Genomic DNA, 12903 nt, shown 5'->3' with positions numbered 1-12903 from the left:
AGGAAAGGACAATTATGTATTTCCACGTGCAACGACTCATCCACGACATCGCGCAGGACGAGCCGGATCCGGCAGCGGCCAGCGCATTGCAGGAGGGCCTCGGCGGCCAGTTCGGCGAGATGCGCACCATGATGCAGTACCTGTTCCAGTCGATGAACTTCCGTGGGCCCGCAGCCAAGCCGTACCGCGACCTGATTCAGGGCATCGGCACCGAGGAGATCAGCCACGTCGAACTGATCGGCACCACCATCTCCCGGCTGGTGGACGGCTCGCCGCGCTACCAGGGCAAGGTCACCGACCCGCTGGACAAGGCCGGCTCAGGCGGAGCGATCCCGCTGGAGATCGCCCTCGACCAGGGCAACATCCACCACTACCTGGTGGGTGCGCAGGGTGCGCTGCCGGTGGACGCCGTGGGCAACCCGTGGAGCGGCAGCTACGTGTACAACTCCGGCAACCTGGTGCTCGACCTGCTCTACAACCTGATGTTGGAGTCCACCGGCCGACTGCAGAAGTGCCGCATCTACGAGATGACCGCGAACAAGACTGCACGCTCCACCATCGCTTACCTCATCGTGCGGGACCAGGCTCACGAGAACGCGTACGCCAAGGCGCTCGAGACCCTGGGTGTGCACTGGAACACTCTGCTGCCGATCCCGAAAACCAACGCGGAGAAGTTCCCCGAGGTGAAGAAGCTGCTCGACCTCAACCTGCACAGCAAGCAGTACACCTTCGACCTCGCCGGCCAGTCGGAGGCGGGCAAGATCTTCCAGGGCATGTCCCCCTCCAAGGACGGCACGAACCTGGTCGCCGACGAACAAGCTCCTGAGGGTGTGCCGTCGGTGATCGCCGGCGAAAGGATGGAGGAGTTCGCGCCCGGGTTGGATCCGGCTCTGATGGAGCTGATCCAGGCCACCGCCGACATGGAGATGGCCGAGGTGGACGTGTCGTACGGCCCGGCGAAGGCCGCGGCAAAGGCCGCGCCGAAGACCAAGTAAGAGCCGATGCCGCCTTACCGGCCGGCAGACCAAAGGGCCCCGGGACTGTGTCACCGGGGCCCTTCACTCTCGCCAGGGTAGGCGAATCAGCTCAGTGTGAGCGGGTTCCGCTCACTTGCCGAGGCCGACCTTGTCGACCCTGTGGTGGAACCGCATGCCGGCGAGGCCGCCGAGCATCGCGCCGCCGAGGCTGACGATGGCGATCGCAACGGCCGTGAGGATGCTGCCCAGGGCCAGGTCGCCCTCCTGGACCGGGATCCGCGGGAAGCTGTTGAGGTTGGCGAGCACATTGAACTGGCTTCCCGCGATAGCGGCCACAATGGCCAGAACCACGGCCACGATCAGAGCCCACAACCACACGGCGATGCCCTGCTTTGCGCCACTGAACCGCGCCATGCGGCCGGCGACATAGCCTCCGCAGAAGTAGGACACGAAGACGACGACGGCCAGGGCGATGGCACCGATCAGGCCGACGGTCGAGGCATTCTCGGCCGCGGCATCCGCCGTCTGCGCGGGGTCGGCCTGGTTGCCGAGGCCGACGGCTGCGCCGGCGCCGGCCACCAGCGCGGTGAGGAGCACGGCTGCGCCGGTGGCGGTGAGCCAGCCGAAGAAGGCCGTGCCGAACTTCATGCCGCCGAACTGCGCCTTCTGCTTGGCGACGACTTCCTGGCGGATGGTGGTGCCCGAGGTCGCCGGCGGGGCGGCGGGTTCGAGGGGGTCGGGTGCCGTGGGACGCGAGTCGTGGGATGCCGTGGGGCGCTGGTCGTTGGGTGTCATGGGGCGCGGGTCGTTGGGTGCTGACGTCATGATGTTCTCCTCTGAAGGATGGTGCGGGGTGCGGTGGGAAATCCCTGTCGGGCATCCGCCTGACATGCTCTGCTGCTTCTTAGACGGTCCGAACCCCGCACCTGTCATGCTCCAGCGTGAAGAAATCTCACTCCGGCCTGGTCAGTCGGTGTGATTCTGGTCGGCATCCCGACCACGCGGTTCGCTGCTCAACAGCAACCCGTCTGCACTGTCGGCCGACGTCGCGAGCACCTCGATCCAGGCCCGGTTGAGCCCGGGGGTCGTGGTCCCGGTGAACTTGAAATACAGCGGGATGCCGGGGTGCAGCCACAGACTGGGCTGCGCCTCGTCTGGCGCGGCCGGGTCGCTCCAGAAGAGGGCGAAGCTCTCGCCGCGGCGAAGCTTGAGCCGATGACGCTCTGCAAGTGCACCAGCGCGCGGTCCTCGAAATCGACCTCGGTGGCGCCGGAGATGAGCTTTCCCATGTCCATTTCCCCTTAGGGCTCTCGCTGCCCTGTCCTGGATGGCGGGCGCCGCTATGGGTAGGACGGTGGCGGGTCGTCAAACGTCACGCCGAATCGGAAAATCGCCCACCGGGCACGGCGGCCCGGCGCCTCCGGACGCGCGGCATGCGCTGGCGCGCCGGGGTGGTGCGGCTAGGCCGCGGTGCGCTGGGCGCGGGCCTGGTCGAACGCGCCGCCGCCGATGGGCACGATTTCCTTGCCGAGCGGCGCGAGCGAGATCGGCACCATCTTGAAGTCGGCGATGCCCAGCGGGATGCCGATGATGGTGATGCAGAGTGCGATGCCCGACACGATGTGGGCCAGGGCGAGCCACCAGCCGGCCAGGATCACCCAGATCACGTTGCCGAGGAACGAGAAGGCTCCGCTCGACGGCTTGGCGACGACGGTGCGGCCGAACGGCCAGAGCGCATAACCGGCGATGCGGAACGACGCGATGCCCCACGGGATCGTGATGATCAGGATGCAGAGCACAATGCCGGCGGCGACATAGCCGAGGAACAGCCAGAAGCCGGAGAGGACGAGCCAGATCAGGTTGAGGAGTGTGCGCACGCCGGAATTCTACTCGCGGTCGGCCGGTCGGCATCCGTTGATCGGCGTAGACCGACAGCAAAGGCGGAGATTCTCGGGACACGCCGCGCTGCGTGGCAGCGGATGCGGCGTGTCGGGAGAATCTCCGCCTTCAGGTCTCGACGAGCTCGACCAGCGGCCGAGTTGTTAGATGACCGCGCGGGTTTCGCGGGCGATCTCGAGCTCCTCGTTGGTGGGGATGACGAGCACGGTGACGCGGGACGCATCCGTCGACACAACACGGGCGACGCGCGAGAACGGGTCGTTCTTCGCCGGGTCGATCTCGATGCCGAGGCCCTCGAGGCCGCGCAGGGCGCCCTCGCGGATGATGCCGGAGTTCTCGCCGACACCGGCGGTGAAGACGATCACGTCGAGGCCGCCGAGCTGGGCCATGTAGTTGCCCACGTAGCCCCTGATGCGGTGGTAGTAGACGTCGAGCGCGGCCTGGGCCACGGCGTCGCCGGCCACGGCCGCGTCTTCGACGTCGCGCATGTCACCGTTGCCGGTGAGGCCGAGCATGCCGCTCTTCTTGTTGAGCAGGGTGTCGAGCTCTTCGATCGACAGGCCGGCCTTGCGGTGCAGGTGGAACAGCACGGCGGGGTCGATGTCGCCTGAGCGGGTGCCCATGACCAGGCCCTGCAGCGGGGTGAGGCCCATCGAGGTGTCGATCGACTTGCCACCGTCGACGGCGGTGGCGGACGCACCGTTGCCGAGGTGCAGCACGATGGTCTTCAGCTCGCTCAGGGGACGGCCGAGGAACTCGGCGGCGGCCTCTGAGACGAACTTGTGCGACGTGCCGTGGAAACCGTAACGACGGATGTCGTGCTTGGCGGCCAGCTCGGTGTTGATCGCGTAGGTGTACGCGGCCGGCGCCATGGTGAGGTGGAACGAGGTGTCGAAGACGGCCACGTGCGGCACGTCGGGGAAGTTGGTGCGGGCGGCGACGATGGCCTGCACGTGGGCGGGGTTGTGCAGCGGGGCGAGGTCGGCGAGGTCGCTGATCTGCTGCTGAACGGCGTCGTCGATCACGGTGGGGCCGGTGAAGATGGCCCCGCCCTGAACGACGCGGTGGCCCACGGCGATGAGGTTGGCGTCGGACAGCTGCGGGCCGTGCTCGGCGAACGCGGCGATCATGACGTCGAAACCGGCGGTGTGGTCGGGGATCGGCAGGTTCGCTTCCTGGCGGCCGGCCTCCGAGGCGGTGTTGGTGTGCCGGGCGTGTCCGCTGGCCTCACCGATGCGCTCGACGAGTCCGCCGGCCAGTTCGGTCTCGGTGTCGATGTCGATCAGCTGGTACTTGAACGAGGACGAACCTGAGTTGATGACGAGGATGGCGGTCATACGGCTGCCACCACCGCTGCGAGAGATGCGGCCTGAATGGCGGTGATCGCCACGGTGTTCACGATGTCCTGCACGAGGGCTCCTCTGGAAAGGTCGTTGATGGGTTTGCGCAGACCCTGCAGGACGGGGCCGATCGCCACGGCGCCAGCGCTGCGCTGCACCGCCTTGTAGGTGTTGTTGCCGGTGTTGAGGTCGGGGAAGATGAAGACGGTGGCCTTGCCGGCCACGTCCGAATCCGGCATCTTGGCGGCGGCCACGGCGGCATCCGCTGCGGCGTCGTACTGGATCGGGCCTTCGACGGCGAGGTCGGGGCGGCGTTCGCGAACGATCGCGGTGGCCTCCCGCACCTTTTCGACGTCCGCTCCGTTGCCGGAGACGCCGGTGGAGTACGACAGCATCGCGATGCGCGGCTCGATGCCGAACTCGATGGCCGTCTCCGACGCCGAGATGGCGATGTCGGCCAGCTGGGCGGCGGTGGGGTCGGGGTTGACCGCGCAGTCGCCGTAGACGAGCACCCGGTCGGCCAGGGCCATCAGGAACACGCTGGAGACCACGGACACACCGGGGCGGGTCTTGATGATCTCGAAGCTGGGCCGGATGGTGTGCGCGGTGGTGTGCGATGCGCCGGAGACCATGCCGTCGGCCAGGCCGAGCTGCACCATCATCGTGCCGAAGTACGAGACGTCGGTGACGACGTCGCGGGCCTGGTCGATGGTGACGCCCTTGTGGGAGCGCAGGCGCGCGTATTCCTCGGCGAAACGCATCCGCAGCACGTCGTCGAACGGGCTGACGACCTGCGCCTTGGCGATGTCCAGGCCCAGGCCGATGGCGCGCGAGCGCACCTCGAACTCTTCGCCGAGAATGATCAGGTCGGCCACATCGCGGGCCAGCAGGGTGGCGGCGGCGCGCAGCACGCGGTCGTCGTCGCCCTCGGGCAGCACGATGCGCATGCGGTTCTGCCGGGCACGCTCGAGCAGGGTGTACTCGAACATCAGCGGGGTGACCACGTCGGCGCGGCTCACCTTGAGCCGGTCGAGCAGGGCGGCACCGTCGACGTGCTGCTCGAACAACGCCAGGGCGGTGTCGTGCTTGCGCTGCGAGTCGGCGGCCAGGCGGCCGCGGGTGTGGGTGATACGGAGGGCCGCCTCGTAGGAGGCCAGGTCGGTGCGGATGATCGGCACCGACGGGGCGAGGCCCTTCATGAGCTGTTCGATCGACTCGGGCAGCGCGAAACCGCCGACGAGAACCACACCGGCCAGCGACGGGAAGGTCGCGGACGAGTTGGCCATCAGGGCGGCGAGGAGCACCTCGGGGCGGTCGCTGGGGATGACGACGACGGCGCCCTCGGCCAGGCGGGGCAGCACGTTGACCATCGACATGGCGGCCACGACGACGCTGAGCGCCTCACGGGAAAGCAGCTCCGGGTCACCCTGCACCAGGGTGCCGTGGGTGGCTTCGAGGATGGTCTTCATGCTCGGGGCCACGAGGAACGCGTCCTCGGGGATGGCCCAGACGGGCACAACGGCGGCGTGCAGCGCATCCGCGGTGGCCGGGGTGTTGTCGACGCCCTCGCGCACCGCGGCGATGAGGCCGTTGAGGTTGGCGGGGTCGGCGCGGTTGACCACGACGCCCAGCAGCGAGACGTGCTCTGACGCGAGTTCGGTCAGGGCCACATCGGTGAGCTGGCGGATGTCGTCACTGGTGCGCGGTTCGCTCTGGCCGAGCTGGTCGCTCTGGTTGAGCCCCTCGCCCTGACCGAAGGCCACCCGGCCGGCCAGCACGAGCAACACCGGCACGCCGAGGTTCGCGGCGATGCGGGCGTTGTAGGCCAGTTCGGTCGGGCTTCCGACGTCGGTGAAGTCGCTGCCGATGACCACGACGGCGTCACACTGCGCTTCGACGGCCTTGTAACGGGCCACGATGCGCGCCAGCGCGGCATCCGGGTCGGCGTGCACGTCGTCGTAGGTGACGCCGACGCACTCGTCGTAACTGAGCGCCGGCTGCGCGACGGAGTGGGTACCGACGGGCTTGCGGGCCTGCAGGTGATTGAGCAGGAGTTCCAGCACATAGTCGGGCTTGTGCTTGGAGCGAGCGATCGGACGGAAGACACCCACCCGCTCAATGGAGTGCAACAGGGTGTCAAGAACACCCAGGGCGATAGTAGATTTGCCGGTATTTCCCTCGGCGGAGGTGATGTAAATGCTTCGAGCCACGGTTATACGTTATCCCCGCCGGTGGTATCTAGTGCGCGCGCAGCGGCTGCCGCGGCATCGTTCCCAGCCCACACCCAGTCGGTGACCTCGGGAATGTCTTCTCCGTGATCGCGGGTGTACTGCCGGGCACGCAGGCGGGCATCCTGCATCTGCTGGCGAAGCAGTCCGGCACGGGCTCCGAGTCCGGGCACCCGGTCGATGACATCCATCACCAGGTGGTACCGGTCGAGGTCGTTGAGCATGACCATGTCGAACGGCGTCGTCGTCGTCCCGTTCTCCTTGTACCCGCGGGCGTGCAGGTTGCCATGGCCGTGGCGCTTGTAGGTGAGCCGGTGGATCAGCCACGGGTAGCCGTGGTAGGCGAACACGATGGGCTTGTTCGCGGTGAAGTAGGCGTCGAACTCCCGGTCGCTCAGGCCGTGCGGGTGGTCGTCCTCGCTCTGCAGGCGCATCAGGTCGACCACGTTGACCACGCGCACGCTGAGGTCGGGCATGGCCTCGCGCAGGATCTTGGCGGCGGCGAGCACCTCGAGGGTGGGCACCTCGCCGGCGGCGGCGAGCACCACGTCGGGTTCGGTGCCGGGAATCTCGGTACCGGCCCACTCGAAGATGCCCAGGCCCCGCTCGCAGTGCGCGACGGCCTGATCCATGGTGAGCCAGTTCGGCGCCGGCTGCTTGCCGGCGACGACCACGTTGACGTAGTCGACGCTGCGCAGGCAGTGGTCGTAGATCGACAGCAGGGTGTTGGCGTCGAAGGGCAGGTACACCCGCACGACGTCGGCGCTCTTGTTCACGACGTGGTCGATGAAACCGGGGTCCTGGTGGCTGAATCCGTTGTGGTCCTGGCGCCAGACGTGCGAGGAGAGCAGGTAGTTCAGGCTCGAGATGGAGCGGCGCCACGGGATCTCGCGGGTGACCTTGAGCCACTTGGCGTGCTGGTTGAACATCGAGTCGATGATGTGGATGAATGCTTCGTAGCAGTTGAAGACGCCGTGCCGGCCGGTGAGCAGGTAGCCCTCGAGCCAGCCCTGGCACTGGTGCTCGCTGAGCATCTCCATGACCCGGCCCGCGCGGGCAAGGTTGGTGTCTTCGGGCAGGTATTCGCCGTTCCACTGCTTGTCGGTGGCGGCGTAGACGGATGGTGCGAGCCGGTTGGATGCGGTCTCGTCGGGTCCGAAGATACGGAAGTTGTCCGGGTTCTGGCGGATGACGTCGGCCATCCAGATGCCGAGCACCTTGGTGGCCTCGTCGACGGTGGCGCCGGGGGTCGGCACCTCCACCGCGTAGTCGCGGAAGTTGGGCAGCTTGAGCTCGCGGCGCAGCAGCCCGCCGTTGGCGACGGGGTTGGCGCTCATGCGCAGGTCGCCGTGCGGGGCGAGCGCGGTGATGTTGGCGGCGGGGGCGCCGGCGTCGTCGAAGAGTTCCTCCGGACGGTACGAACGCAGCCAGGATTCGAGCACGTCGGTGTGCGACTGGGTGTCGCGGGCGTTGACGAGCGGCACCTGGTGCGAACGCCAGGAGTCTTCCACCTGCACGCCGTCGATGACGGGCGGGCAGGTCCAGCCCTTGGGGGTGCGCAGGATGATCATCGGCCAGCGCGGCCGGCTGGTGTCGCCGGCGAGGGCGGCGCGCTTGATCGAGGCGATTTCGTTGAGCACCTCGTCCATGGTCTGCGCCATGCGCTGGTGCACGGCGAGGGGGTCTTCGCCGTCGAAACCGCCGGAGACGATGTGCGGGTTGTGGCCGTAGCCGCGCATGAGTTCGAGCAGTTCGCTCTCGGGGATGCGGGCCAGGATGGTGGGGTTGGCGATCTTGTAGCCGTTGAGGTGCAGGATCGGCAGCACGACGCCATCCTGCAGCGGGTCGACGAACTTGTTGGAGTGCCAGCTGGTGGCCAGCGGGCCGGTTTCGGCCTCGCCGTCACCGACGACGGCGGCCACGAGCAGGTCGGGGTTGTCGAACGCGGCGCCGTAGGCGTGGCTGAGCGCGTAGCCGAGCTCACCGCCCTCGTGGATCGAGCCGGGGGTCTCGGGTGAGGCGTGGCTGGGGATGCCGCCGGGGAAGGAGAACTGGCGGAACAGGCCCTTGATGCCGTCTTCGGACTGGTCGATGCTCGAGTAGACCTCGGAGTAGGTGCCGTCGAGGTAGGCGTTGGCGACCATGCCGGGCCCGCCGTGGCCGGGGCCGGTGATGTAGAGGGTGCTGATCTCGCGTTCGCGGATGACCCGGTTCAGGTGCGCGTAGAGGAAGTTGAGGCCGGGGGTGGTTCCCCAGTGGCCGAGCAGCCGCGGTTTGATGTGCTCTTTCTGAAGCGGCTCCCGCAGCAGCGGGTTGTCGAGCAGGTAGATCTGCCCGACCGAGAGGTAGTTCGAGGCTCGCCACCACGCGTCGACGCTGGCGAGAGCTTCGGCGCTCAACGCGTGCGGCAGGCGGCTGGGCCAGGTGAATGAGGTGGCGTTGGACGAATGAACCATCACGGACTCCAAGTGCTCTATGGGCGCCACAGGCGCCGTCCAAGTCTAGGAGCGACGATTCCTGCTCCGGGGGGACGTTGGTCCCCTTTGCTCGCCGGCGATAGGGCTAGGCTGACCGGTTCGCATCCGGGGCGCACTCGGGGGCGCATCCGGGCAGCATCCGGGCAGCATCCGGGCAAAGTAAAACTCCTCGCGCACCCACCAGAGCCCAGTTACCCTTGCTACGTTTCCGTCCTGGGGGAGTTGGCTGAGATAGCGCCACGCGAGGAGCCATTGCCAGTTTAGGGCGTCCGGGCCCCGGGCCCAAAACCGGCGGTTTGGTGACGTGTCACTCGGGGCCCCCGGAAGCAGGTAAGATTTTCCCTGGTCGTTGTCTTCACGATTCGGCCGGCTCAGGAGAATTCGCCTAGTGGCCTATGGCGCACGCTTGGAAAGCGTGTTGGGTGAAAGCCCTCGGGGGTTCGAATCCCCCATTCTCCGCCAGTGAAACGCCCGCTTTCGAGCGGGCGTTTCCGTTTTTAACGCCCAACTGTCGCCGAAGCAACAGCCAGTGCGGGCCGGAACGGTTCGGCGGGTGTGCGGCGGGCTGCTGCCGGCTGTCGTTGTGGCCGCATCCGCTCGGGTTGACCTCAACCACGGTTGAGGTCTTACTATCGCTCTCGTGCCCCTCCCCTCCTCGCCGCCTTCGGTCCCCCTGCGCCCGGCCTCGATCTTCGGCCGGGAGCACGTCTGGGTCACCGTCGGGATCCTCGCGCTGATCTTCCTGGCCGCGTTCGAGGCCTTGGCCGTGACCACGGTCATGCCCATCATCAGTGCGGCGCTGGACGGCGACTCGTTGTACGCCCTGGCGTTCTCCGGTCCGCTCGCCGTGGGCGTAGTGGGCATGGTGGCCGCGGGCAACTGGGCGGACCGCTCGGGGCCGGTGCCCGTGGTGCTGACCGCCGTGGTTCTGTTCGTGGTGGGCCTGGTGATCGCCGGCACCGCCGCATCCATGCCCGCCCTCATTGTGGGACGCCTGGTGCACGGCCTCGGTGGCGGGGCGCTGAGCGTGTCGCTGTACGTGGTCGTCGCACGGGTGTATCCGCAGCGGATGCATCCGGCGATCTTCGGCGCCTTCGCCGGCGCCTGGGTGGTGCCGTCGCTGATCGGGCCGTTCATTGCGGGTCTGGTGGCCGAGTACACCAGCTGGCGGTGGGTGTTCCTCGGCGTAGTGGTGCTGGTGGTGGCGGCGATGGGGATGCTGCGGCCCGGGCTGGTTGCGATCGCGGCGGCGGAGCGGGAGCGGCCGGTCGGTGTGCGGGAACCGTGGCGGCTGTCGCGAACGCTGTGGTCGCTGGGTGCGGCGGCGGCGGTGCTCTGCGCGTCGATGGCGGCGCAGCTGCCCGGCGCGCTGCTGTGGGTGGGCACCGGCGCCGCGTTCGTGCTGGCCGGGGTGGCGCTGCGTCCGCTGCTGCCGGCCGGGACGCTCAGCGGCCGGCGTGGACTGCCCGTGGTGATGACGATCCGCGGGTTGGTGTCGGGGGCGTTCCTCTCCACCGAGGTGTACCTGCCGGCGCTGCTCACCGGCGAGTACCGGCTTTCCCCCGTGTTGGCCGGGCTGGCGTTGAGTTGCGCGGGGGTCACCTGGGCTCTGGCGTCCTGGTTGCAGGGGCGGTATGCCACGGTTCTCAGCGATGCGGGCAGCATGCTGCTGGGCAGCGCGTTGCTGCTGGTGGCGATCGCCGCGTCGGCGCTGACCAGCGCCCTGGGCCTGGCGCCCGCCGTCGCCATCGCCGGCTGGGCCGTTGCCGGGGCCGGCATGGGCACCCTTGTGCCGCGGCAGAGCGGCCGGGTGCTGCGGCTGTCGGCGCCCCAGCAGCAGGGCTTCAACTCTTCCGCGCTACTGATCGCCGACTCCATCGGCGCGGCGCTGGCCCTGGCGGCCACGGCCGTGGTGTTCGTGGCCTTCGCGCCGCTGGGCGGCACCGCCACCTATACGGCCTCGTTCACGCTCTCGGCGCTGCTTGCGGTCGGCGGCCTGCTGCTGGTGGGCCGGGTCGGCCGCGACGAGGCGCCCGCGGCCGTGGCGGTTCCGTCCGCCTGAGCCGCACGGCGGCAGCAACTGTTGCCGAAGCGGACAAATGGTCCCGGTGCGCCGGGCGCAAATGTCCGCACGGGCAACAGTTGCGGGGCGGATGTCGATTGGGGACTGGTTCAGTCGTCATAGGGGTGTCAGTATCCGTAACGCGTGAAAGGACAGCTCATGCAATATTCGCTCATCAGCCAGGAGTCCGGGGACGCCGGAATCACCGAAGAGGACATGGAATGGGGCCGGGCGGCGTTCGACGCCTATGGAAAGGCCCTCGACGCGGCGGGCGTGCTCGTGTCCGCCGACATCCTGCAGCCCGTGTCGGCCTCGACGACGGTGTCGCTGCGGGATGGCGCCCTGCAGATTCAGGACGGCCCGTTCGCCGACACCAAGGAACGTCTGAACGGCACCTTCGTGATCGAGGTGCCCGACCTCGACGCCGCCCTCGACTGGGCCGGGAAATGCCCCGCCGCCCAGTACGGGGCGATCGAGGTGCGCCCGTCGGCGATCGTGTTCACCGACGGCGAATGGCACCAGGTAGCGTGACCGCCCTGGCGCGGGCGGAATTGGCCGCCCGCGCCTCCTATGGGCGCCTGCTCGCCGTGCTGGCCGCGCCCACCGGCGACATCGCGGCCGCCGAAGACGCGCTCTCGGACGCCTTCGAGCGTGCGCTCATCACCTGGCCACGCGATGGTGTTCCCCACAATCCGGAGGGATGGTTGCTCACCGTGGCCCGCAATCGGCTCAGGGACCTGTGGAAATCCGCGGCGGTGCGGCTGAGTGCCCCTCTGGCGGAGGGCGCGCTCGACGGCACCGCGCGGGACGGCGCCCGATCGACAGCAAACGGACCCGGGCGCACGGGGCCGGACGCCTGGGTCGGCAGCGCCGGCACGGTGGGGATTGATGCGCTCGAGTCCCTCGACACCGAGGCGATTCCCGACAAGCGCATCGAGCTGCTCTGCGTGTGCGCGCACCCGGCCATCGACCGGGCCGTGCGCACCCCGCTGATGCTGCACACCGTGCTCGGCCTGACCGCGGCCGACATCGCCGCCGCATACGCCGTGCCGGAGCAGACCATGGCGCAGCGGCTGGTGCGGGCCAAGCGGCGCATCCGCGCCACGCGCATCCCGTTCGTGCTGCCGTCGCTCACCGACCTGCCCCAGCGGTTGCCCGCCGTGCTCGAGGCTGTCTATGGCGCCTACGCGATCGACTGGGCCAGCGCCGAGCCGGATGCCCGTGCCGTGCCGGACTCGTTGGCCGGCGAAGCACTGTACCTGGCCGAGACCCTCGCCGCGCTGCTGCCCGAGGAGCCGGAGGTGCTCGGCCTGGCCGCCCTGCTGGCTCTCTCGATCGCGCGGCTGCCGGCCCGGATGAGCGGCAGGGGTGAGCTCGTCGCCCTCGACGACCAGGACCCGGCTCTGTGGGACACCGCCCTCATCGAGCGCGGGGAGCGCTACCTGCGGCGAGCCCAACCGTTGGGCCGGATCGGCCGGTTCCAGCTGGAAGCGGCGATCCAGTCGGCGCACTGCGACCGGGCCCGCTCGGGGGTGACGGACTGGGCGGCGCTGAGGACCCTGCACACCGCGCTGGTGCGCCTCTCCCCCACCGCGGGCGCCCGGGTGGCGCTGGCCGCGGTCATCGGCGAGGTGGACGGGCCGACGGCCGGGCTCGACGTGCTCAACGCGGTGGCCCGGGACCGCCCGGACACGGCGTCGTTCCAGCCGTTCTGGGCCACCCGGGCGCACCTGTGCGCCGAGGCCGGGCGGGTGGGGGATGCCCGCGCCGCGTACGACCGGGCGGTGGAGCTGGCCGGTGATGAGCGGCTGCGCGCGGCATTGCGGCGTCGGGCCGGGGCCCTGCCGCCCGGTTGAGCCGCAACCCGTCCGCGGGCCGCGCCCAGTTCACGCCCCGGCAGCAACTGTTGCCGAAGCGGGC

The 12903-nt window shown here is 68.9% G+C and carries 9 protein-coding genes, 1 tRNA gene and 1 other RNA gene; 5 read left to right on the top strand and 6 right to left on the bottom strand.

All coding sequences use genetic code 11. The annotated features are described in order from the left end of the window. Positions 1-14: 14 nt before the first annotated feature. Positions 15-995 (top strand): manganese catalase family protein, encoded by a 981-nt coding sequence (locus E3O57_RS13830; RefSeq protein WP_103479824.1) that lies wholly within the window; start codon positions 15-17, stop codon positions 993-995. Positions 996-1106: 111 nt separating this feature from the next. Here the strand turns inward: E3O57_RS13830 and E3O57_RS13825 are convergent, their stop codons facing one another. The 6 genes from E3O57_RS13825 to ffs form a co-directional block, all read right to left on the bottom strand. After that, positions 1107-1802, bottom strand: a complete 696-nt coding sequence (locus E3O57_RS13825; protein WP_103479825.1) for a hypothetical protein — start codon at positions 1800-1802, stop codon at positions 1107-1109. A 635-nt stretch (positions 1803-2437) separates the two neighbouring features. Then, the gene (locus tag E3O57_RS13815) at positions 2438-2854 is read right to left on the bottom strand and encodes a YccF domain-containing protein (RefSeq protein ID WP_088455129.1); all 417 of its coding nucleotides are present in this window, start codon (positions 2852-2854) and stop codon (positions 2438-2440) included. A gap of 165 nt (positions 2855-3019) precedes the next feature. Next, entirely contained in the window at positions 3020-4213 is a 1194-nt protein-coding gene (locus E3O57_RS13810) for an acetate/propionate family kinase (RefSeq protein WP_103432747.1), read from the bottom strand. Further along, the gene (pta, locus tag E3O57_RS13805) at positions 4210-6426 is read right to left on the bottom strand and encodes a phosphate acetyltransferase (protein WP_088455127.1); all 2217 of its coding nucleotides are present in this window, start codon (positions 6424-6426) and stop codon (positions 4210-4212) included. The genes E3O57_RS13810 and pta overlap by 4 nt, the downstream gene beginning before the upstream one ends. A 2-nt stretch (positions 6427-6428) precedes the next feature. Next, a complete protein-coding gene (locus E3O57_RS13800; protein ID WP_103459713.1) occupies positions 6429-8900 on the bottom strand; it encodes a phosphoketolase in 2472 nt (823 codons plus the stop codon). 178 nt (positions 8901-9078) lie between these two features. Beyond that, positions 9079-9175, bottom strand: an RNA gene (gene ffs, locus E3O57_RS13795) — signal recognition particle sRNA small type. Between the two features lie 120 nt (positions 9176-9295). Between ffs and E3O57_RS13790 the strand changes: the two genes are divergently transcribed. The 4 genes from E3O57_RS13790 to E3O57_RS13775 all read left to right on the top strand — a co-directional run bounded on the left by E3O57_RS13790 (position 9296) and on the right by E3O57_RS13775 (position 12839). Beyond that, positions 9296-9383 (top strand) — tRNA-Ser (locus E3O57_RS13790). A gap of 178 nt (positions 9384-9561) precedes the next feature. Next, a complete protein-coding gene (locus E3O57_RS13785) occupies positions 9562-10983 on the top strand; it encodes an MFS transporter (RefSeq protein WP_241990421.1) in 1422 nt (473 codons plus the stop codon). Between the two features lie 159 nt (positions 10984-11142). Further along, the gene (locus E3O57_RS13780) at positions 11143-11514 is read left to right on the top strand and encodes a YciI family protein (protein WP_103479826.1); all 372 of its coding nucleotides are present in this window, start codon (positions 11143-11145) and stop codon (positions 11512-11514) included. Next, positions 11496-12839 carry an RNA polymerase sigma factor gene (locus E3O57_RS13775; protein ID WP_103479827.1) on the top strand — a complete coding sequence of 448 codons (1344 nt, stop codon included), beginning with the start codon at positions 11496-11498 and terminating at the stop codon, positions 12837-12839. Before E3O57_RS13780 ends, E3O57_RS13775 begins: the two co-directional genes overlap by 19 nt. Positions 12840-12903: the final 64 nt, after the last annotated feature.

This window comes from Cryobacterium sp. TMN-39-2, assembly GCF_004402745.1.
Classification (GTDB): domain Bacteria; phylum Actinomycetota; class Actinomycetes; order Actinomycetales; family Microbacteriaceae; genus Cryobacterium; species Cryobacterium zongtaii.
Note: the sequence above shows the minus strand (reverse complement) of the source record. Positions and strands in the feature narration are given on the sequence as shown.

Excerpts from the sequence above, each read along its gene's own strand:
- E3O57_RS13780 (WP_103479826.1), top strand. The coding sequence starts at position 11,143 with ATGCAATATTCGCTCATCAGCCAGGAGTCCGGGGACGCCGGAATCACC.
- E3O57_RS13825 (WP_103479825.1), bottom strand. The coding sequence starts at position 1,802 with ATGACGTCAGCACCCAACGACCCGCGCCCCATGACACCCAACGACCAG.
- E3O57_RS13810 (WP_103432747.1), bottom strand. The coding sequence starts at position 4,213 with ATGACCGCCATCCTCGTCATCAACTCAGGTTCGTCCTCGTTCAAGTAC.
- E3O57_RS13775 (WP_103479827.1), top strand. The coding sequence starts at position 11,496 with ATGGCACCAGGTAGCGTGACCGCCCTGGCGCGGGCGGAATTGGCCGCC.
- E3O57_RS13830 (WP_103479824.1), top strand. The coding sequence starts at position 15 with ATGTATTTCCACGTGCAACGACTCATCCACGACATCGCGCAGGACGAG.
- E3O57_RS13800 (WP_103459713.1), bottom strand. The coding sequence starts at position 8,900 with ATGGTTCATTCGTCCAACGCCACCTCATTCACCTGGCCCAGCCGCCTG.